The organism is Flavobacterium sp. H4147 (assembly GCF_029360735.1).
Lineage (GTDB): Bacteria > Bacteroidota > Bacteroidia > Flavobacteriales > Flavobacteriaceae > Flavobacterium > Flavobacterium endoglycinae.
The window spans coordinates 58,436-79,250 of the sequence record NZ_JARKNB010000005.1 but is presented as its reverse complement, the minus strand read 5'-3'; the positions used below and the strand labels follow the sequence as shown (position 1 = coordinate 79,250).

The 20,815-nt window shown below is 33.6% G+C and carries 19 protein-coding genes and 1 riboswitch; of the genes, 9 read left to right on the top strand and 10 right to left on the bottom strand.

The genetic code is table 11. The annotated features are described in order from the left end of the window. Positions 1-2: 2 nt before the first annotated feature. Complete coding sequence (locus P2W75_RS20660; protein ID WP_207294895.1) at positions 3-533, bottom strand: DUF4199 domain-containing protein; 531 nt, start codon at positions 531-533, stop codon at positions 3-5. Positions 534-781: 248 nt separating this feature from the next. Between P2W75_RS20660 and P2W75_RS20655 the strand changes: the two genes are divergently transcribed. The 5 genes from P2W75_RS20655 to P2W75_RS20635 all read left to right on the top strand — a co-directional run bounded on the left by P2W75_RS20655 (position 782) and on the right by P2W75_RS20635 (position 7,113). Continuing rightward, a complete protein-coding gene (locus P2W75_RS20655) occupies positions 782-1,036 on the top strand; it encodes a type B 50S ribosomal protein L31 (protein WP_011921626.1) in 255 nt (84 codons plus the stop codon). 237 nt (positions 1,037-1,273) lie between these two features. Further along, on the top strand, positions 1,274-2,449 hold the full coding sequence (locus P2W75_RS20650; RefSeq protein ID WP_276381929.1) for a GlmU family protein: 1,176 nt from the start codon (positions 1,274-1,276) through the stop codon (positions 2,447-2,449). A gap of 232 nt (positions 2,450-2,681) precedes the next feature. Then, positions 2,682-4,316 carry an ABC-F family ATP-binding cassette domain-containing protein gene (locus tag P2W75_RS20645; protein ID WP_207294897.1) on the top strand — a complete coding sequence of 545 codons (1,635 nt, stop codon included), beginning with the start codon at positions 2,682-2,684 and terminating at the stop codon, positions 4,314-4,316. Positions 4,317-4,516: 200 nt separating this feature from the next. After that, entirely contained in the window at positions 4,517-5,665 is a 1,149-nt protein-coding gene (locus P2W75_RS20640; protein ID WP_276381928.1) for a porin, read from the top strand. Positions 5,666-5,682: 17 nt separating this feature from the next. Beyond that, a complete protein-coding gene (locus P2W75_RS20635) occupies positions 5,683-7,113 on the top strand; it encodes an anion permease (RefSeq protein WP_276381927.1) in 1,431 nt (476 codons plus the stop codon). Here P2W75_RS20635 and P2W75_RS20630 read toward each other — a convergent pair. Beyond that, positions 7,110-7,421 carry a GNAT family N-acetyltransferase gene (locus P2W75_RS20630; RefSeq protein WP_239023080.1) on the bottom strand — a complete coding sequence of 104 codons (312 nt, stop codon included), beginning with the start codon at positions 7,419-7,421 and terminating at the stop codon, positions 7,110-7,112. The two genes, P2W75_RS20635 and P2W75_RS20630, sit on opposite strands and share 4 nt — an antisense overlap. A 291-nt stretch (positions 7,422-7,712) precedes the next feature. Here P2W75_RS20630 and P2W75_RS20625 point away from each other — a divergent pair, with 291 nt between their 5' ends. Next, the gene (locus P2W75_RS20625) at positions 7,713-8,372 is read left to right on the top strand and encodes an alpha/beta hydrolase (RefSeq protein WP_207294900.1); all 660 of its coding nucleotides are present in this window, start codon (positions 7,713-7,715) and stop codon (positions 8,370-8,372) included. A gap of 307 nt (positions 8,373-8,679) precedes the next feature. Here P2W75_RS20625 and P2W75_RS20620 read toward each other — a convergent pair whose 3' ends face one another. Then, complete coding sequence (locus P2W75_RS20620; RefSeq protein ID WP_207294901.1) at positions 8,680-9,195, bottom strand: DUF2892 domain-containing protein; 516 nt, start codon at positions 9,193-9,195, stop codon at positions 8,680-8,682. A 169-nt stretch (positions 9,196-9,364) separates the two neighbouring features. On the opposite strand from P2W75_RS20620, the gene rpmH reads away from it, so the two are divergent. Both rpmH and carB read left to right on the top strand, forming a co-directional pair. Beyond that, positions 9,365-9,526 (top strand): 50S ribosomal protein L34, encoded by a 162-nt coding sequence (rpmH, locus tag P2W75_RS20615; protein ID WP_008464848.1) that lies wholly within the window; start codon positions 9,365-9,367, stop codon positions 9,524-9,526. A 146-nt stretch (positions 9,527-9,672) separates the two neighbouring features. Further along, positions 9,673-12,528 (top strand): carbamoyl-phosphate synthase large subunit, encoded by a 2,856-nt coding sequence (gene carB / locus P2W75_RS20610; protein WP_207294902.1) that lies wholly within the window; start codon positions 9,673-9,675, stop codon positions 12,526-12,528. Positions 12,529-12,603: 75 nt separating this feature from the next. On the opposite strand, the gene P2W75_RS20605 is transcribed toward carB, so the two are convergent. The 5 genes from P2W75_RS20605 to P2W75_RS20585 form a co-directional block, all read right to left on the bottom strand. Continuing rightward, positions 12,604-13,689 (bottom strand): S41 family peptidase, encoded by a 1,086-nt coding sequence (locus tag P2W75_RS20605; protein ID WP_276381921.1) that lies wholly within the window; start codon positions 13,687-13,689, stop codon positions 12,604-12,606. A 113-nt stretch (positions 13,690-13,802) separates the two neighbouring features. After that, the gene (locus P2W75_RS20600; RefSeq protein ID WP_276381920.1) at positions 13,803-14,339 is read right to left on the bottom strand and encodes a DUF4252 domain-containing protein; all 537 of its coding nucleotides are present in this window, start codon (positions 14,337-14,339) and stop codon (positions 13,803-13,805) included. A 1-nt stretch (position 14,340) separates the two neighbouring features. Further along, positions 14,341-14,916: a DUF4252 domain-containing protein gene (locus tag P2W75_RS20595; protein ID WP_239023081.1), complete on the bottom strand. Its 576-nt coding sequence runs from the start codon at positions 14,914-14,916 to the stop codon at positions 14,341-14,343. 11 nt (positions 14,917-14,927) lie between these two features. Then, entirely contained in the window at positions 14,928-15,416 is a 489-nt protein-coding gene (locus P2W75_RS20590) for a hypothetical protein (protein ID WP_207294905.1), read from the bottom strand. Next, positions 15,403-15,912 (bottom strand): RNA polymerase sigma factor, encoded by a 510-nt coding sequence (locus tag P2W75_RS20585; protein WP_207294906.1) that lies wholly within the window; start codon positions 15,910-15,912, stop codon positions 15,403-15,405. The genes P2W75_RS20590 and P2W75_RS20585 overlap by 14 nt, the downstream gene beginning before the upstream one ends. A 171-nt stretch (positions 15,913-16,083) precedes the next feature. On the opposite strand from P2W75_RS20585, the gene P2W75_RS20580 reads away from it, so the two are divergent. Continuing rightward, the gene (locus P2W75_RS20580) at positions 16,084-17,556 is read left to right on the top strand and encodes a S41 family peptidase (protein WP_276381919.1); all 1,473 of its coding nucleotides are present in this window, start codon (positions 16,084-16,086) and stop codon (positions 17,554-17,556) included. Between the two features lie 66 nt (positions 17,557-17,622). Here P2W75_RS20580 and P2W75_RS20575 read toward each other — a convergent pair whose 3' ends face one another. After that, entirely contained in the window at positions 17,623-18,675 is a 1,053-nt protein-coding gene (locus P2W75_RS20575; RefSeq protein ID WP_276381918.1) for a YncE family protein, read from the bottom strand. Positions 18,676-18,680: 5 nt separating this feature from the next. Further along, positions 18,681-20,534: a TonB-dependent siderophore receptor gene (locus tag P2W75_RS20570; RefSeq protein WP_276381917.1), complete on the bottom strand. Its 1,854-nt coding sequence runs from the start codon at positions 20,532-20,534 to the stop codon at positions 18,681-18,683. A 27-nt stretch (positions 20,535-20,561) separates the two neighbouring features. Then, positions 20,562-20,761, bottom strand: a riboswitch (cobalamin riboswitch). Positions 20,762-20,815 lie beyond the last annotated feature (54 nt).

Sequence of the window (20,815 nt, the reverse complement as noted above, 5' to 3'; positions counted from 1 at the left end):
TTTTATTCTTGAGTAGTTTTGCTTTTGAAAAATGCGGCGAAAATTAAGCCAAAGATTGCGCTGAATACCATAGCAAAAATAGATCCTTTTAATAACTCGAAAGTCGAATAAGGATTTGTTTCTTTCATTTTATCAATGGTTTCATTAATTGAAGAAGCAGGAGCACCAAACTTCTGCATCATTCCCACCGTATATTTTATCATGATCTCGCTTAAGGCATCTTTTGCAGCAGGATCAACGAAATTAAATAGGACAATATTAAAACAAGTAGAAATTAAAATACCAATTACGGCAGCTATAAAATAAGTAGTAAACGCATCTTTAAAAGAAAAAACACCGTTTAATTCTTTTTTGGTTTTAGAAAGTAAAATGATGCTTAAAGTAATGCTTATAGCTATACCAATTAATCCCATCCACCAAGCGGTGAATAAATTTAAATCAACACTATATATAATAGCAGTAACCAAAGCAGATGCTACTCCAATAATTACACCATACGTAATACCGTTCTTTTTTATAACTTCATTAATCATATTTCTATGTGTTTTAAAATTAATCCACAAATATAGTAATTCCCCATATATTCAATGATAAAAAAAGCTTTTCGAAATAAACTAAAAAAAAGAGAGCTAACTATTTGTTTATTAAAAAAGAATTGTAAATTTGCACACTCAAAAATAATTAAATTTTTAAAACAAAAAGAGTATTGTTTTGTTTACACCTTTTCAAATATGGAAAGCTTCAGAATAAAAATACTCCAAACAATAAATAAAACGAAAAGATGAAAAAAGGAATTCACCCAGAAAATTACAGATTAGTTGCATTTAAAGACATGTCTAATGATGACGTTTTTATCACTAAATCTACTGCAGATACAAAAGAAACAATTGAAGTTGACGGAGTTGAGTATCCAGTTGTAAAAATGGAGATTTCTAGAACATCTCACCCATTTTATACTGGTAAATCTAAACTTATCGATACTGCAGGACGTATTGATAAATTCAAAACTAAATACGCTAAACACGCTAAAAAATAATAGCTGTTTTTATATTATACAAAAGCCTTCCAATTCTGGAAGGCTTTTTTTATGGGTTATTTTTTAATAGCCACGGATTCACGAATTTTATTTCCTTCCAGTTTTATTGAAGAATGATTATGAAAAAATAATTCGTGAATTCGTGATTATCAGAAAAAACATATAGAATGAAACGCATAAATATTTGTAACTTTGGTTCCGGTAACCAAACAAATTTTAACACATTAAATTAATTTTATGAATTACATTCTTTTTGACGGTCCCGTCCGGAATGCACTTTTACCTTTTACTTTTACAAGACCTGTCGCTGATATTTTAGTTGGAATCATGACCATTCGTCAAAAATGGGAAGCTCGTTTAGGTTCAACTATAACAACCATTACAGAAGAATATCTTTCTACCAAATTCCCAATGGTAGAAATGGAAGAAAATGTAATGATTAACGCGGCGTATCTCCCAAATGATACGCTGGCAGAATTGGTTTCTGATTTAAAACCCAATCAAGCTATTTTTAAAGGAGATGATGTAATTGCATTTTTCTCATCAGAAAATCAGGAAGAAGTTGATTTTGATACATACGACATCATTCAATATTCAGATGAATGTCTTACGATTGAACATACTTGGGATATTTTCTCAAAAAATGATGCAGCCATTCGTGCCGATTTTGCTTTCTTGACAGAAGACAGAAAATCACAGCCAATTCCGAAAAGCGTAAATGTTATTGCGCCTGAAAATGTATTTATTGAAGAAGGGGCAAAACTAGAGTTTGTAACTTTAAATGCATCGACTGGACCTATATATATAGGTAAGAATACCGAAATTATGGAAGGAGCTGTAATTCGCGGTCCATTTGCATTATGCGAAAATGCAATGGTGAAAATGTCTGCTAAAGTGTACGGAGCAACAACTGTTGGACCTGGATCTAGAATAGGAGGAGAAGTTAAAAACTCCGTTCTTTTCGCAAATTCAAACAAAGGACATGAAGGGTTTTTAGGTGATTCTGTTTTAGGAGAATGGTGTAATATTGGTGCAGATTCTAATAATTCAAACCTGAAGAACAATTACGAAGAAGTAAAATTATGGAGCTACGAAACAGAAGGTTTTGCTAAGACCGGACTTCAGTTTTGTGGTTTAATGATGGGAGATCATAGTAAATGCGGAATCAATACGATGTTTAATACCGGAACTGTGGTTGGTGTAAGTGCCAATATTTTCGGATCTGGTTTTCCTCGTAATTTTGTTCCGAGTTTTTCTTGGGGCGGTGCAGCGGGATTTACAACTTATGTGACTAAAAAGGCTTTTGAAACCGCAAGATTAGTAATGAGCCGCAGAAATATTGAATTCGACGAAACAGAAGCGGCAATCTTAGAACACATTTTTGAAGAAACCAAAAAATGGAGAAAGGATTAATTAGATAATTAGTCAATTCGAAAATTAGATAATTTTTTTAAACCCGATAGTTTTGCCAAACTATCGGGTTTTTGTTTTTACACAAGCATGAAAATTATCTAATTGACACATTCTCAAATTTTCTAATTGTCTCATTGGCACATTATCTAAATTAAAATCTATCTTTGCAGCACGAAAAAAAACGGTAGTCGGTTAAACGATTAACCGGGTACACAAAATCACAAAAAAACAAATGATTACAGTTAACGATATTTCAGTTCAGTTTGGCGGAACTACACTTTTCAGCGATGTTTCTTTCGCGATAAATGAAAACGATAAAATTGCCCTTATGGGTAAAAATGGTGCGGGAAAATCGACACTTTTAAAAATTATTGCAGGCGTTAATAAACCGTCGACTGGAAATATTTCAGCTCCAAAAGAAGCTGTTATTGCTTATCTGCCTCAGCATTTGCTTACTGAAGATGGAGCAACTGTTATGGAAGAAGCTTCAAAAGCATTCAGTGAGATTTTTAAAATGAAAGCCGAAATTGACGAAATCAATGAGCAGTTAACTGTTCGTACAGATTACGAAAGTGATGAATACATGAAATTAATCGAAAGAGTTTCGGACTTAAGCGAGAAATTTTATGCAATCGAAGAAGTAAATTACGAAGCTGAAGTCGAAAAAATATTAGTTGGTTTAGGATTTGAAAGAGAGGATTTTACACGTCAGACTTCTGAATTTTCAGGAGGATGGAGAATGCGAATCGAATTGGCAAAAATCCTTTTACAAAAACCAGATTTGATTTTGCTGGATGAGCCTACCAACCACATGGATATCGAAAGTATTCAATGGTTAGAAGATTTCCTTTTAAATCAAGCAAAAGCAGTTGTTGTAATCTCGCACGATAGAGCATTTGTAGATAATATTACCAATCGTACTATCGAGGTAACAATGGGAAGGATCTACGATTATAAAGCAAAATATTCGCATTATTTAGAATTAAGAAAAGACCGTCGTATTCATCAGCAGAAAGCCTTCGACGAGCAGCAAAAAATGATTGCAGAAAACCGTGCTTTTATCGAGCGTTTTAAAGGAACATTCTCAAAAACAGATGCGGTTCAGTCTCGTGTAAAAATGCTTGAAAAATTAGAAATTGTTCAAGTTGATGAAGTAGATACATCGGCATTGCGTTTGAAATTCCCGCCAGCACCACGTTCTGGACAATATCCCGTTATCGTAAAAGAAATGTCTAAATCGTATGGCGATCATGTTGTGTTTAAAGATGCCAATATCGTAATCGAACGCGGACAGAAAGTTGCTTTTGTTGGGAAAAATGGAGAAGGAAAGTCAACTATGATCAAAGCGATTATGAAAGAAATCGGCGTTGATTCTGGAAGCGTTGAAATTGGTCATAATGCACAAATTGGATATTTCGCTCAAAATCAAGCGGCTTTACTAGATGAAAATGCCACCATTTTTGAAACTATTGATAGTATTGCTGTAGGAGACATTAGAACTCAGATTAAAAATATTTTGGGAGCATTCATGTTTCAAGGAGATGATATCACTAAAAAAGTAAAAGTACTTTCGGGAGGAGAAAAAACGCGTTTGGCAATGATTAAATTATTGTTGGAGCCTGTGAATTTGTTGATTCTGGATGAGCCTTCGAATCACTTGGATATGAAAACAAAAGACATTATCAAAGATGCTTTGCGTGATTTCGACGGAACCTTGATTTTAGTTTCTCACGACCGTGATTTCCTTGACGGATTAGCAACTAAAGTTTTTGAATTCGGTAATAAACGAGTAAAAGAACATTTCGAAGATGTTGCAGGATTCCTTGCTCACAAGAAAATGGAGAATTTAAGAGAAATAGAGAAGTAATCTTTATATAAAAAATAACCAAAAGGCATAAGTTGATTCTTATGCCTTTTTTAGTTTATAAAATTTGGCATTGATATTTTACTGTAACTAATTACAATTGTAAGATTTTTTTGTTAATTTGGCTGTATATTTCCAAAAGACATTCTCTAAACTGTTTTAGACAGTTGGAACGAAGTTTAATTTTTTATTTCAGAAAGTGTATGAATAAAACTTTACTAATAAAAATTGCTTTTGTTTTTTTATTACTTCCATTTTTTATGAACGCTCAAGGCGATGTGAATCAAGCTGAAAGTTCTGAAGAAATTGGGAAGTATCCACAGTTTCAATTTAAAGGTCTTTTGCAGGCCAGATATCTTGAAAGTTTTGGAGATAATGTCGCTGTTTTGGGAATGCATCATTCTACAGGCGATGTTACACAAAGTTCTTTTGATATTAAAAGAATGCGTGTTGGACTTAATACCAAATTAAGTGAAGCCACCGAAGTAGTGATATTGGTAAACCTCGCCGATTTTAAATCAGATACAAAGGGAAAGGTTCTTGAAAACGCTTACGGAAAGTATACCTTTAATAAATACATAGCTTTAACAGGAGGACAATTTCGTCCTGCTTTTGGTATCGAGGAATTAGTTCCGGTTGATATCATAAAATCCTTTGATTTCTCTAATCAATATTACGAATTTGGAAAAAATGGCTGGACCAGTTTTCAAATTGGCGCTTCGGCAACTGGGGCTTTTGATATTGGAAAGATTCCTGTGAATTATGCTCTTTCAGTTTTAAACGGAAATGGGAAGAATCAAGAAATGGATAAAGACAATGGAAAGCAGTATTCTACAAGATGGGTTTTTGAATTATCTAAAACACACAAAATCAATTTAGGTTTAAACGGTGGTTATGGGAAAGTATTTAAAGAAAAAGTCTTTGCGGTTGGAGCTGATATTACCAGTGATTTTAAACTGACGGATCGATTTACTTTTGATCTCCAGATTGAGTATAAGCAGGGAACTAATCACAATTTGTATTTTTCACTTCCCGCAGAAAGCAGAACGCCAAATGTTGCCGACTATCAAATGCGCGGAATTTATTTTCTTCCGAATCTTCGATATGTCGTAAATTATAAAAAACTAACTTCTCTGGAATTGTCTTGCCGCTATGAAACATTTGATCCGAGTTATAAAGTAGATTCAAATGTGAGACAGACTTACACGCCTATGATAAGTCTTGAATTTGGAAAAGCCTATTTAGGAAGAATCGAAATGGGATTTGAAATTGACCGATTTGATAGAAACATTCCTGATTCGGCATACTATAATGACAATTTATTCCTGATACAATTACAGCTCCGACTTTAATTTAAAAACCTGTTTTTATGAAAGAAGTACAAATTCCTCAAACCCTCATTACGCTTGCTGTTGGAATTGCAATTTGGCTGATTCCTGCTCCAAATGGAGTTGTGGCAGAAGCGTGGCATTTGTTTGCCATTTTTGTGGCAACCATACTCGGAATTATTTTAAAAGCAGCTCCAATGGGAACCATGTGCATGATTGCAATTGCTCTGACGGCTTTTACACAGGTTTTGGCGCCAGGAGATCCCGGAAAATCAATTACACTCGCTTTAAAAGGTTTTGGCGATAAAGTAATCTGGCTTATCGGAATTTCGTTTTTCATAGCGCGAGGATTTATAAAAACAGGTTTAGGAAACCGGATTGCATTTTTGTTTATTCGAATATTTGGGAAAAGTTCATTAGGATTGGCGTATGGTCTCGGTTTGGCTGATTTGGTTTTAGCGCCTGCGGTACCAAGTAATACAGCAAGAGGCGGCGGAATTATATATCCAATTATGAAATCAATGTCAATGAACTTTGGTTCGATGCCCGAACAACCCGAAACACATCGAAAATTAGGTTCCTATCTAACATTGAATTGTTACAACATGAATTTAATAGCATCTTCTATGTTCTTAACGGGAACAGCCAGTAATCCGATGTGTCAGAAGTTTGCCTTAAATTTAGGAATTAAAATTACTTGGATGTCTTGGGCGGCCGCAGCCATTGTTCCGGGTTTGTGTGCATTTTTTGTAATTCCGTTTGTGCTGTACAAAATTTATCCGCCAGAATTAAAGAAAACAGGAGATGCTCCACAGATCGCAGCTCAAAAATTGAATGAAATGGGACCGATAACCCGTAACGAATGGATGATGTTGTTGACTTTCTTTATTCTATTATTTTTATGGATGACGGGCGATTTATTTTCTATTGATGCTACGACAACAGCTTTTATTGGTTTAGTGATTCTGCTCCTAACTTCAGTTTTAACTTGGGATGATGTAAAAGCCGAAAAAGGAGCTTGGGATACTATTGTTTGGTTTTCGGTTTTGGTAATGATGGCCAGTTCGCTTAATGAGCTGGGTTTTATAGGATGGTTCAGCAACGTTGTAAAAGCCGAAATAGGTGGATTAAGCTGGCAAATGGCTTTTCCTATTATTATATTGGTATATTTTTTCAGTCATTATCTTTTTGCCAGTGCAACGGCTCACGTGGCAGCCATGTATGCAGCACTTTTAGGAGTGGGTATTTCGCTGGGAATTCCGGGACTGCTATTGGCTTTTATGCTGGGATTTATGGGATCGATTTACGGAACTTTAACGCATTACGGACATGGTCCGGCTCCCGTGTTTTTCGGAAGCGGATATGTGGATTTAAAAAGCTGGTGGGTTAAAGGTTTGGTAACCGGACTTGTAATGCTTCTTATATATATGATAATCGGTGGATTATGGCTTTGGGTAATCGGTGATTTTTAAATTCGGATTCCTGGAGGCAATAATTCTTTGTATTTAGGATTTCTTTTGAAAAAAGCTGCGATTTTTGGATGAATCGGCACAACTCTGAATTTTTTCTCTATGCTTAATTCCATTATATTTTTAAGAAGAGTGTCAATTACAGACTGGTTTTCATAGTTTTCCGGTGTGTTAATTTTGGTTAAGAAAATCTTTTTTTCCTGAAATGAATATTCTACGCTTAATAATCCTTCAGGGACCATGGTTTCAAATTGTCTGGCAAAAGTATTGTCTTTGATTTCCATAGTTTCATTAGGCTCCATATTTGTCATGTTTTTGGGGTGGATAAAAATATTAGAAAAAGAACGTGAAAATAATATCAAATAAAATCCTTAAAAATAAGGCGCTGAATATGAAGTATTCAGATTGCAAAGTTAATTAATTGATTTTCAATATTGAATTGTTTTCTAAAAGATTTAATATATAGAACACATACTATATATTATTGATGCAATTGGTTTAATGTGAATTGTGGTGTAAGATTTGCAGGATATATTGTTTAAAGAAGTATCTTTAACATAAAAAAACTAAACCAAGTACAATAATCCTTTTTTTTCTGGCAAATGAGTAAAATTCCTGTATACTTTATGCCTGGTCTCGCTGCAAGTCCGGCTATATTTGAAAGAATCAAATTAGATGAATCTATTTTTGAAACGTGCCTTTTGGAGTGGCAGATTCCGCATCCAAAAGAACCATTATCAGATTATGCACTCCGAATTTCGAAAAACATTAAACATGAAAATCCTATTTTGATAGGAGTCTCGTTTGGAGGAATTCTGGTTCAGGAAATCGCAAAACACATCAAAGCACGAAAAGTAATTATTATTTCAAGTGTTAGAAGCAATGTTGAATTTCCGAGAAGAATGAAAATAGGGAAGAAAACAAAAGCCTATAGACTCATTCCGATGAAACTAATTTTGAACATCGAAAGTCTGGCGAAATACTCTTTTGGAGAAAAAGTAAACAAACGAATTAAATTATACGAGAAGTTTTTAGCAGTTCGTGACCTTAATTACCTGCAATGGGCTGTCGAATCAGTAATTTTATGGGACAGAGATAAAGTTGACGAAAATGTGATTCATATTCACGGTGATAAAGATGATGTTTTTCCAATAAAATACATCAACAGCTGTATTGTGGTAAAAGGAGGATCGCATATTATGATTCTGAATAAATACAAATGGCTGAATGAAAATCTGCCTTCTATTATATTGGGAGATTAAAAGGTTTAAATTCTAAATTTTTTAAATCCCAAATTCCAAATTCTACGTTTTTGATCTTTATCAAAGTTTAAAACTTTGACAAAGATTTGTATGAAGTAACAATGAAGTTTTGTCTTCCTGAGCGAAGTCGAAGGACATGCAAAGTAAATACATACTGAATTGGTTAAGTATTCTGTCCTATGACTTCTATATGAGAATATAAAATAAGCATAAATCTAAAATCCAAACTCCACAATTTAAAATAAAAAATCCCAAACGCCAGAAAATTGGAATTTGGGATTTTTTAATATTGTAATTTAAAAGAAATTTAGATTTTCTTCATTTGTTCTTTCATCATAGAGATTTGATCTTTCAGCATTCCCTGTTTGTCTAATTTCTTTGCCTCGTTTAATAAATTCGTTGCTTCTAGTTTTCTACGGCGTGACATGGCAACTCCGGCAAGATTCAATTTAGCAACCGCTAAATCCATATCCATTGATAATCCAAGTTCAATTGCTTTTTTGAAATGTTTCTCGGCCTGAATAAGATTGGTCTGCGATAACATTATTCCGTGAAGGTAATTAAAATACCCTTGTTGTTTTCTTACTAAAGCAGTTTCAGGATTTTTGATGTATGCTAACCATTTTTTAGCGCCTTCAAAGTCTTGTTTTCTTAATTTAAGGAAGGCTAAAAGGATAAATTCGTTTTTAAAATAAAGAAAAATTGGAATAGCAGACAATAATATAAGGAAAATACCATTTCCGGTTTCTTTATCGATAATTTGCCAAATCCCTGCAACTACAAGAAGTCCGGCTAAAATAAGTTTGATAATTTTATTAAACATAATAGATGTATATTTGTTATTGCAAATATAGTAAAAGGAATTAAAAATATTTTTATAAAACTACTTGCCAGAAAAAAAAGTCTTTGTATATTTGCACTCGGTTTTTGAACAACGATATCCAAAACCAAAACAAAGAGTTAATAGATACCATTTTTAAAGATACAAAGCAATGAGCAAAAGAACATTTCAACCATCGAAAAGAAAAAGAAGAAATAAGCACGGATTTATGGACAGAATGGCTTCTGCGAATGGAAGAAAAGTTCTAGCGCGTAGAAGAGCAAAAGGAAGACATAAATTAACTGTTTCTAGCGAACCTAGACACAAAAAATAATGTTTTTATAAACATACATAAGGCGATTACTTTCTTAGTATCGCCTTTTTTTATACCTTGTCGGTAAAAATTTTCTCAACTTTCTAGTTTTTAGCACACTAGAAAAGTTTTTTAAAGCACTTATATAACTACACAATACATAAAAAATGCCTAAAGACACATCAATTAAATCCGTTTTAATAATAGGTTCAGGACCTATCGTTATTGGTCAAGCTTGCGAATTCGACTATGCAGGTTCTCAATCTGCACGTTCTATTCGTGAAGAAGGAATTGAAGTTATCTTGATTAACTCAAATCCAGCGACAATTATGACCGACCCATCTATGGCCGATCATATTTATTTGAAACCATTAACTACAAAATCGATTATTGAAATTCTTAAGGAACATCCACAAATTGATGCTGTTTTACCAACGATGGGAGGGCAAACAGCCTTAAACTTGTGTTTGGAAGCTGAGGAAAAAGGAATCTGGCAAGATTTCGGAGTAAGATTAATTGGTGTTGACGTAAATGCAATTAATATTACTGAAGACAGAGAACAGTTTAAACAGCTTTTAGAAAAAATCAACGTACCAACTGCACCGGCAAAAACAGCTACTTCTTACTTAGAAGGAAAAGAAATTGCTCAAGAATTTGGTTTCCCGCTTGTAATTCGTCCTTCGTTTACACTAGGAGGAACTGGAGCAGCTGTGGTTTACAAAAAAGAAGATTTTGATGAGCTTTTAACTCGTGGTTTAGAAGCTTCTCCAATCCATGAAGTTTTAATTGACAAAGCTTTAATGGGATGGAAAGAATACGAATTAGAGCTTTTAAGAGATAAAAATGACAACGTTGTAATTATCTGTTCAATAGAAAACATGGACCCAATGGGAATCCATACAGGAGATTCGATTACAGTAGCGCCAGCAATGACATTATCGGATACCACTTTCCAAAAATTACGTGACTACGCTATCTTAATGATGAGAAGTATCGGAAACTTTGCGGGAGGATGTAACGTACAATTTGCAGTTTCGCCAGACGAAAAAGAAGATATCGTGGCCATCGAAATCAACCCTCGTGTATCTCGTTCTTCTGCTTTAGCGTCAAAAGCAACTGGATATCCAATTGCAAAAATTGCTTCTAAATTAGCTTTAGGATACAACTTAGATGAATTACAAAACCAAATTACAAAATCTACTTCGGCTCTTTTCGAACCAACTTTAGATTACGTAATTGTAAAAATACCACGTTGGAACTTCGATAAATTTGAAGGTTCAGACAGAACTTTAGGTCTTCAGATGAAATCGGTTGGGGAGGTTATGGGAATCGGACGTTCTTTTCAAGAGGCACTTCACAAAGCCACTCAATCTCTTGAAATTAAGAGAAATGGTTTAGGTGCTGATGGAAAAGGATACAAAGATTACGAATTAATCATCGACAAACTGACTCATGCAAGCTGGGATCGTGTTTTCGTAATTTACGATGCAATCGCAATGGGAATTCCGTTGAGTACCATTCATGAAATCACAAGAATCGATATGTGGTTCTTAAAACAATATGAGCAGCTTTATACTTTAGAAAAAGAAATTTCAAACTACAAAGTTTCTAATCTTCCTAAGGAATTATTGCTTGAAGCGAAACAAAAAGGTTTTGCTGACCGACAATTAGCGCACATGATGAATTGTTTGGAAAGTGAAGTGCACACTTTACGTATGGAACAAAAAATCAACCGTGTATTTAAATTGGTAGATACTTGTGCGGCTGAATTTAAAGCGTTGACTCCATATTATTACTCAACTTTTGAGGCTGAAATTGAAAAAGCAAATGGAGAACGTTTTGTGGATAACGAAAGTATTGTAACAGACAGAAAGAAAGTGATCGTTCTAGGTTCTGGACCAAACCGAATTGGACAAGGAATCGAATTTGATTACTCTTGTGTACACGGAGTTTTAGCAGCAAAAGAATGTGGTTATGAAACGATCATGATTAACTGTAATCCTGAAACAGTTTCTACAGACTTTGATACTGCTGATAAATTATACTTCGAACCAGTTTTCTGGGAGCATATTTATGATATCATCCAGCACGAAAAACCAGAAGGTGTAATCGTTCAGTTAGGAGGACAAACAGCGCTTAAATTAGCTGATAAACTTTCTAAATACGGAGTAAAAATTATTGGAACTAGTTTTGACGCACTTGATTTAGCAGAAGATAGAGGACGTTTCTCTGACTTATTGACTGAATTAAACATTCCTTTCCCAAGATTTGGAATAGCTGAAACAGCAGATGAAGCTTCAAAATTAGCAGATACTTTAGATTTCCCGCTTTTAATTCGTCCTTCTTATGTATTAGGAGGTCAGGGAATGAAAATTGTAATCAACAAAAAAGAGCTTGAAGAGCACGTTATCGATTTGTTGAAAGCAATTCCAGGAAACAAATTATTGCTGGATCACTACTTAGCGGGAGCAATCGAAGCTGAAGCTGATGCCATTTGTGATGCTGATGGAAATGTTTACATCATCGGGATTATGGAGCACATTGAGCCTTGTGGAGTTCACTCTGGAGATAGTAATGCCACGTTGCCTCCTTTCAACTTAGGAGAATTTGTAATGCAGCAAATTAAAGATCATACACATAAAATTGCTAGAGCTTTAAAAACAGTTGGATTAATCAATATCCAGTTTGCGATTAAAGATGATACAGTTTACATTATCGAGGCAAACCCTAGAGCTTCTAGAACAGTTCCGTTCATTGCAAAAGCTTACGGAGAACCTTATGTAAATTACGCTACTAAAGTAATGTTAGGTCATAATAAAGTAACAGATTTTGATTTCAACCCGCAATTAAACGGTTATGCAATCAAACAACCGGTTTTCTCTTTCAGCAAATTCCCGAATGTAAACAAAGCATTAGGACCTGAAATGAAATCAACTGGAGAAAGTATCTTGTTTATTGACGACTTAAAAGACGATCAATTCTACGAATTGTACTCTAGAAGAAAAATGTATTTGAGTAAATAATCTCAAATTCTATTATAAAAAAAGGCTGTCCGAAAAAGACAGCCTTTTTTGTGTAAAATTTATCTTGTAAATGAGTTATTTTAGAACTTCCAGCGCTTTTAAAATTACTGGATCAGATTGGTTCTCAATATCCTTTTTGGTATTCTTGATTTCGATTTTTACAGGAACACCAACATCTTCAAGCAATTCGTTATTGGTTGAATAATATCGCTGATTCGATAGGGTGAAAGAAATTTTATTCGATAAATCAGCGCCAAACATATCCGACATCATTCCAGAGGTGTTGGTTCCTATTGTAGTAGCATTTTGCTGCTGATACAATGAAATGGTAAAATCTTCGGCGGAGCTTGCAGTTTTGTCGTTCGTTAAAATCACGATAGGTTTTAAATATCGTATTCCTTCATTTGGGCTTATGTAAATTGGTTCGGGATTAGTGAAGTTTTCATAATCTCCTTTTTGTCTAATGCTTTTGTAATGCGTTATTCTTTTTTCAGATGCAAATCTGGATGCTAAAAGATCACCGCCATGACCGCCGCCGTTTGATCTCATATCAATTATAATAGCTTTTGTTTCAGCAAAGGAATTTAATATACTATCGAAAAGTGTAAGCATTAATTGGATATCTTCTTTTTCTTTATTATCATCAAAAAGGCTTTCAAGATTTCCAAAACATCTTGAAATGCGGATATACCCTATATCATTGCTTTTGGCAGAATTGTACAAATAATTGTTTTTGAATATTGGTCCGCTGCCTTTGATTTTCGAAAAACCATTGTTTTCTAATGTGGTAAAACTGGTTTCCCATAATTTGTTTTCTATTCCTTTAAATTCGTCAAGAAAAGCCGATTGTTTTTTTACTTTATAAACGACTTCATCTCCTTTTGAAATTGTAATATGACCATCTTTTAGCGGCGTAATCATTTCTTCAAATATTTCAAGAAGTTCTTTTTCTTTCGTTTTTGAGCTTACTAAAGGACGAAACTTTTTATAAGTATCATCCCAGTTTACTTTTTTAAGTTTAAAAAAAGCATAATTATCCTTAAATGCGGTCCAAAAAGTTTCGAAATCTTTTTCGGGTTTGCTGAGTTTTTTTGAGGCTTGGCTGGTGGCAGTAAAGCTAATTATAAGAAGGGTTATTGCTAAAAACGATTTTAATTTCATTTTGATTTTTGATTGATTGGTTTAGTTTTGGCTAATAATTAATACATTAAATATAAAATTAAAAATAAGAAAAGCTCCGTTGTTGGAGCTTTCTTTATAAATGTAAGATGTATTTATTTTATGAGCTGTTGTAAAGGCTCTAATTGTTTCATGTCGATTTTTGATTTTTGCAAAACCGACATTAATGTCATGATATTATTTGGATTCATATTTTTACCTAGAACACGAACTACGGCAAAACCATTTTCTTTTCTGTTGGCAAAAACTACAAACTCGCTGATATTTTCATCTGAACCTACATAGCTGATTGAAGCACCGTCCTTACCAGAACCAAATTTCATTAGTTCCTGATATTTTGGATTTTTTAAAATGGCAGTCAGTTTTTTACGCTCAGCGTCATATTCAGCCTGATTAGTGCCATTAGCTTTAAAGGCTAGAATGTTCATTTTATCAAATGAATTTACAGCTTCTTTCTGCTCTGCTGACAGCTTGGTCTGTTCCAGATTTAAAATGCTCGACGAAACATCAACTGCAATAAAATTTTTTTTCTCTGTATTCTCTACAAAATACTTTTGTAATGTAGGCTCAGAATTACAACTTACAAGAGTTAGTAATGCCAGCAGGACTGAGGTGAAAACACTGACTTTCATATTATTTTTTACCTTTAGAAGCTTTTTTCAAATCAGAACCACCAGGGAGCTGCATTTTATCTGTTAATACAGAAATCTCGTTAAGATCGAAGTTACCTGTAAGAGACAATAAAACCGTATCGTCATTTTTGGCACCGTCAACAAACATCAGTAATTCTTTAATTTGTGTGTCAGTAGCGCCAGATTTTACCATTATTTTTACGTTTTTACCGCTGTCATTTACTCGCATTAATTCTTCTAAACCAGCTGTTTTGATGTATTTATCAGCAGAAGCTTTCATGTCGGCTTCGATTTTAGGATTTTTGGTTGTAAACACTTTTAGGTAATCTAATTTTTTGATAAGCTTGATGTATTGTTGTGTTTCTTTATCAGAAGCATCAACTTTTACTTTACTCATTAAGTCGAACATCTTTTTGTTTACAATTACAGAAGTTACGTCGTCTTGACCATCAAATTTGTCAAAAGCACCTTGTGCATAAAATACATTTGTTACAAATGCGAAAACTAAAGTTATGATGAAATTTTTACTCATGTTTAGTTTATTATTTTTTCTGTATTCGTGAATCGTTGATTTCATATCTATTTTAATTACTGTTTAAAAATTTTATTTTTTGTTTGCTCGTATTCTTTAATGTACTGCATACTTTCAATGCCTACATTAACATTGTTCGACAATAATGCCAAAGCTTTTTGTGTTTCTTTTAAAGCTTCTTCAGGATCGTCGTAGGTTCCTAATTCTGATTGCGCTGTAAGAGCAGGAGCTGCACTTTCTTCACTAACCAATAAATAGGTTCCAATTCCTAGTAAAACCACAACTGAAGCTGCAATCGATAGCCACGCCACGTTTCGTTTCTTAGTTTTTAGTGGAATCGTTTCGCTTAAAGCAAGATTTTCCAAATTCTGCGTTGACTGCTGTTGTTTTACCTGAGAGAAATAACCAAACATAGGTTTGTATTGTTCTAGATGCTGCGCAACATCTGATGAAGAAAAATATTCTTTTAATTGATTTTCTTCGGCAATCGTTGTTTCTCCCTGAAAGTATTTTTCTAATATATTTTCTATTTTATTTAATTCCATAACTGTGTGCATTTACCATTGATTCTCTAATTTTTTTTCTCGCTCTTGAAAGCGCAACTCGAATTGCGGTTTCGTTCATATTCACAATTTTTGCAATTTCTTCAAATTCATATTGTTCAACATCCCGAAGCTGAATTAATAATTGCAGCTGTTCTGGTAGTTGGTTTATAATTTTTTCAACCCATTCTAAACTGTTCGAATCTTCGAGTTTTTTGTCTAACTGCGGCTCACGATCGGTGTAATTATTATGAACTAATTGAAGATTTCCTGCTCTTTTTGATTTGAGCTGATCTAAACAATAATTCTTAGTCATCGTCATCGCAAGTGCTTCGACATTATTGTACTCCTCCAGATTTTCTTTTTTATTCCATAATTTAACCATTACTTCCTGAGTAGCATCTTCAGCTTCCTCAGTGCTGGTAAGTAATCGTTTTGCCAGACGAAAAACTTTGTCTTTGAAAGGATTAACTAATTCTATAAACACATTCTGGTTCATAAATTAAAGGTTATTCGTTAGCGTTATATAGTCAAGACGAGCCACTATTATTTTTGTTACAGCCAAAATTGTTTTTTTATAAAAAAAAAGAGAATAAACATAAGACTGTTAAAACTAAAGGTAGTATTTTTACGTTAATACTCTAAAGCACCAAACCAAAATACAGTTTATATGAAAACAATTTTAAAGAGTGTATTACTTTTGTTTCTGTTGGCATTTTCTTTACAGTCCTGCGAAGATCAGGATGATGTAGAATCTCCTGCAGACTTACAGATAAATGATTTTATATGGAAAGGACTGAATCAGTTTTATTTATGGCAGCCAGATGTTCCTAATTTATCTGATGATCGTTTTAGTACACAAAATGACCTTAATTCTTTTTTAAGAGGTTATTCTGATCCAGAAGATTTGTTTCAGAATTTATTATACAAACCTATAAGTAAATTTCCAAAAGGGCAGGCGGTTGACCGTTTTAGCTGGATTGTAGAAGATTACAGCGTTTTGGAACAAGAACTTCAGGGAACTTCTAAAAATGATGGCGTTGATTATAGATTAAGCTATAAACCAAACAGCACAACAGAACTTGTAGGTTTTGTGCGTTACATTCTTCCAAACTCTAATGCTTCAACCAAAAACATTAAAAGAGGTGATTTGTTTACTGGAGTAAACGGAACACAACTTACGGTTTCAAATTACCAGTCGCTTTTAAATGCTGATAGTTATACGCTAAATATGGCAACTTATGACGGAAGTACTGTTAAAACAAATGGAGTTACAGTTCCGTTAGTGAAAACTACTTTAGATGAAAATCCAGTATTTATTAATAAAGTGATAGTTTCTGGAAGTCATAAAATTGGTTATTTAATGTATAACGGATTTTATTCTAATTATGATGCACAGCTTAACAGTGCTTTTGCTTCTTTAAAAGGAGAAGGAATTACGGATTTGGTTTTGGATTTACGATACAATGGAGGAGGTTCAATCAATACAGCAGCACGTTTGGCAAGTATGATTACCGGACAATTTAAAGATAAGATTTTTGCTAAAGAAAAGTGGAATCCTAAAGTGAACGAGTTTTACGAAAATGAAGATCCAGAATCGCTAAATGTTAGATTTGTTGATAAAATTGATGGCGCGGCAATTAACAGCTTAAACTTAAATAAAATTTATATTATTACAACTGACGGTACGGCTTCTGCAAGCGAATTGGTAATCAACGGACTTGTGCCTTATATTTCTGTTATTCAAATAGGAGAAACAACAGTAGGGAAAAATGTAGGTTCTGTTACTTTATATGATTCTCCAACTTTTGGAAAAGCAAACCGTAACTTGAACCATAAATATGCGATGCAGCCATTGGTTTTGAAAATTGTGAATGCAAATGATTTTGGTGAATATACAGATGGTTTAAAACCTACTTACGAACAATTAGAATACATAACTAATATGGGAGTTTTGGGTGATGCATCTGAACCATTATTAAATCTAGCAATTTCAAAAATTACAGGTTCAGCTGCAAAAAGAATACAACAAGATCGTAAAGAAGCTTTACAAACCTTTACGAATGTTAAAGCAATGAATGGTATACGCAATCAGATGTATCTTGAAAAAGCTCCGGAAGGACTTTTAAAATCATTAAAATAAAAAAAAAGGCTTTCAGAAATGAAAGCCTTTTTTTTCCAAAAACTAATAAACTAATTCTAAAACAAATTAATCATTAAAATAGAAACCGTTAGTACCAATTCCGGTAGTTAACGTTTTCTGTAAATCTCCATTTAAACTGTAGATGTATGCTTTTCCATCTGCTGTAAAGCTTCCATCAGCCATATAAATACGATTGTTGTTAACTGCAAATCCATATAAGTAACTTACTGGTGAAGTAAGAATTGGAGTTGTAGAAGGTGTTGCGGCTGTTAAGTTCATTACATAAGCAGATTTATTAACTGTATAATAAATTTTGCCATCTTCAATATCCATGAAAGAAGCACCGTCTAAGCTTTCAGGGAAAGTAACATTAGAAACAGATTTGTCTGATAATTTTACTTTTACAATTTCACTTCTAGCGCCAAAAGGACCTCTTAAAATATATAAAGTTCCGTTCTCTTCTTCGATGCAATCAGCATTATAACCTACTTCGATTGGAGCTTCTAATGTTTTTGTTGCAATATTTACAATTAATAATTTGCTGTTGTTATATGGTTCAGTGATGTATAATTTGCCATCTTCTAAAACTAAACGGTTGGCCGTAGCATTTAATTGAATTTTAGACTCAACCGTATTGGATGCTAAATTGATCACGGCCACATAATCATCAGTATTTCCATTTGGATTTTGTTCCGGTTTATCATAGTCAAAGTACGTGTTTGCATTTGTTACATAGGCTTTTCCATCTTTAACAACACCATATCTTGGATTAGCAAGTCCGCTGTCGATTTTAGCGATTAATTTAAAAGTGTAGCGGTTTACTACATTAATAACATTTGAACCACCTGCAATGATATAAGCTCTATCTCCGTCGAAAAAGATGTTTTGGGCAAATTTTCCAAGTAAATCAGTTGGGTTTGCTGCTGAGTAAATGTCTTTTACAAAAACATTTAAATCGTTGCTTGCAAATGAAACAGTTCCTTGTCCTGTGCTTCCTTCATTTAAAATAAAAAATCCGTTGTCGTATTCTCCTTTTGATGTATCATTATCGTCATCGCTCGAACAAGAAGCAAAAAAGCTAATGCACATTGCTATTAAAAGTAATTTACTAAGTTTCATAAATATTAAAATTTTAGAGTTAAATACACGTTGAAATTGGTTCCAGGCATAGGTCTGTCTTCCAGACTTTCATAATTCTCATTAAAAAGATTTAGAACTTGAAATCCGAGTTTAAAGGAATCCAAAAATTTAAAATCATAGTCGATCCCGATATTTGAGATCATATAATCTTTTACAATTTCGTTTGGATCATTATCGGCTCTGGTATAAACAAAACCATTGTATAAAAATTGATAGTATGCCGAGATTCTGTTTCTAGAATAAGCAACAGAAGCGGTTGCTTTGTGGAATGGAACGAAAAAAAGCTGTTTTTCGGTTTCTTCATTTTTAGAAACGGTATAAGCATAAGATGCGTTGGCACTTAAATGATTTTTACCATATTGTTTTTTCCAGCTTACCAAAGTTTCGGCTCCATAACTGTTTACTTTATCGGTGTTTTGAGGAGACCAAATACCACTTGATCCTGGAATCCATTGCAATAAATCTTTTATTTTCATGTAATAAAAGGTTTGTGTAAGCGAAATGTTTCTGAATGTAAAAACGTTTCCAATTTCAGCCTGATAAGAACTTTCAGGTTTCAAATCCAAATTTCCTCCTGGTTCCCAATATAAATCATTGTAAGTCGGAATTCTGAAATTTCGAGATACATTTAGTTTCAAATTATATAACGGACTAAATTGATAAGAGGAACCTAATGAAAATAACAGCGGTGATTCATAGTTATTTGTAAATTCTTTTCTAATGCCAAATTCATTTTTCCAATTCGCTCCAATATCTTGTTTTACCAGTAAAGATGCAGAACTAATTTCGCGAACATGATCTCCAAAACTTGTTCCGTAGCCTTTGGTTCTATTATAATCTACAATACCATTTATCTGAGTAGTTTTAAAAAGAGTATATCCTAAATCCAGTTTGGTGATTAAACTTTCAGTATTGCCAGAGCTGTAATAGTCTTTCGTATTATCGGCGTAATATTTATAGTTTTCGAATATGTAAGCCGTTTTGAAATTGGTTTTAAACTTTCCGAAATCACCATCGTATTCTAATAAACTTCGATTAAAACCATTCACATATTTGCTTTTAGTTTCACTTTCTGTTACTAAAGATGTATTTCGATCTGTATTTGAAGTCTGGCTGTACAATTTTAGAGTGTTTTTATCGTCAATTTTATACCCCACATTAGCACTCATAGTTATAATATCGAATTGGCCGTTTTGGTTCCAGCGCTGTTCGCCACGCCAAGTATAACGGTTTAGATATTTATAATCGTTTGTAGAACTATTTTTGGAAAAACCAATCTGTGCGCTCCATTGCTTATTAGAAATGTTGGTTTTATAATTTATTCCAATTGTATTAAAACTTCCGTAGTTTAGTTTTAGGGTATTCTCAAAACGATTAGAAAACAACAAATCGTTATTTAGGTGTACAGTTCCTCCAATCGCTCCACTTCCATAAATAACACTTCCGCCTCCGGCTTTTACACTCACAGAATTATAATCAGATCCTGAGATCGTATTAAAATCCGTGCTTCCATTCATTTGTGAATTAATGTTGATTCCGTTCCAGATAACTGCAGTTTGCGAAGAAGTCGTTCCGCGAAAAGAAACTGTAGAAAGCATTCCGCGTCCGTATTCTTTGAAATAAAGCGTAGAATTAAAGTTTAGTAAATCAGTCAGTAAAGCTTCATTTTTATTGATGATGGAATCATTCAATTTTAAAACCGACTGCGAATTGGAATATTTTTTCAGATTAGAATCAGAAACAATAATTTCTTTCAGTTTGGTAATAGAATCGTTCTGCGCCGAAGTTAATTGGCACAACACGAGGAATAAAAAAGCAAAACGTAATCTTAAAATCATAATTTCTACACTCTTTTTCCCGAGAGCTCGATATTTTGTTATAAAGGCAGGTCTCCTGGCTTGCGTTTTGTTGTTTACCTTCCCATTCGCCTTAGCGAGCAGTGGCATCGTAGTTTACAACAAACATTCGTTTAGAACTAAGCTTACAGTTGCGGGTACAGCTCAAGATTTTACTTGATTCCCTTTTAATGTGTTAATAAAACACAACCTTAAATTTGCAGCAAAGATAAAATTAAAAATATTGATTATTCAAATTTCTTTTGCGTTTCGTATAAAATTAT

Bases quoted from the DNA above. Each gene is read 5' to 3' on its own strand.
- P2W75_RS20625 (WP_207294900.1), top strand. From the start codon at position 7,713: ATGAGTAAAATTCCTGTATACTTTATGCCTGGTCTCGCTGCAAGTCCG.
- P2W75_RS20570 (WP_276381917.1), bottom strand. From the start codon at position 20,534: ATGATTTTAAGATTACGTTTTGCTTTTTTATTCCTCGTGTTGTGCCAA.
- P2W75_RS20605 (WP_276381921.1), bottom strand. From the start codon at position 13,689: ATGAAATTAAAATCGTTTTTAGCAATAACCCTTCTTATAATTAGCTTT.
- P2W75_RS20580 (WP_276381919.1), top strand. From the start codon at position 16,084: ATGAAAACAATTTTAAAGAGTGTATTACTTTTGTTTCTGTTGGCATTT.
- rpmH (WP_008464848.1), top strand. From the start codon at position 9,365: ATGAGCAAAAGAACATTTCAACCATCGAAAAGAAAAAGAAGAAATAAG.
- P2W75_RS20600 (WP_276381920.1), bottom strand. From the start codon at position 14,339: ATGAAAGTCAGTGTTTTCACCTCAGTCCTGCTGGCATTACTAACTCTT.
- P2W75_RS20660 (WP_207294895.1), bottom strand. From the start codon at position 533: ATGATTAATGAAGTTATAAAAAAGAACGGTATTACGTATGGTGTAATT.
- P2W75_RS20655 (WP_011921626.1), top strand. From the start codon at position 782: ATGAAAAAAGGAATTCACCCAGAAAATTACAGATTAGTTGCATTTAAA.
- P2W75_RS20635 (WP_276381927.1), top strand. From the start codon at position 5,683: ATGAAAGAAGTACAAATTCCTCAAACCCTCATTACGCTTGCTGTTGGA.
- P2W75_RS20630 (WP_239023080.1), bottom strand. From the start codon at position 7,421: ATGACAAATATGGAGCCTAATGAAACTATGGAAATCAAAGACAATACT.
- P2W75_RS20590 (WP_207294905.1), bottom strand. From the start codon at position 15,416: ATGGAATTAAATAAAATAGAAAATATATTAGAAAAATACTTTCAGGGA.
- P2W75_RS20620 (WP_207294901.1), bottom strand. From the start codon at position 9,195: ATGTTTAATAAAATTATCAAACTTATTTTAGCCGGACTTCTTGTAGTT.
- P2W75_RS20645 (WP_207294897.1), top strand. From the start codon at position 2,682: ATGATTACAGTTAACGATATTTCAGTTCAGTTTGGCGGAACTACACTT.
- carB (WP_207294902.1), top strand. From the start codon at position 9,673: ATGCCTAAAGACACATCAATTAAATCCGTTTTAATAATAGGTTCAGGA.
- P2W75_RS20650 (WP_276381929.1), top strand. From the start codon at position 1,274: ATGAATTACATTCTTTTTGACGGTCCCGTCCGGAATGCACTTTTACCT.
- P2W75_RS20575 (WP_276381918.1), bottom strand. From the start codon at position 18,675: ATGAAACTTAGTAAATTACTTTTAATAGCAATGTGCATTAGCTTTTTT.
- P2W75_RS20585 (WP_207294906.1), bottom strand. From the start codon at position 15,912: ATGAACCAGAATGTGTTTATAGAATTAGTTAATCCTTTCAAAGACAAA.
- P2W75_RS20640 (WP_276381928.1), top strand. From the start codon at position 4,517: ATGAATAAAACTTTACTAATAAAAATTGCTTTTGTTTTTTTATTACTT.
- P2W75_RS20595 (WP_239023081.1), bottom strand. From the start codon at position 14,916: ATGAAATCAACGATTCACGAATACAGAAAAAATAATAAACTAAACATG.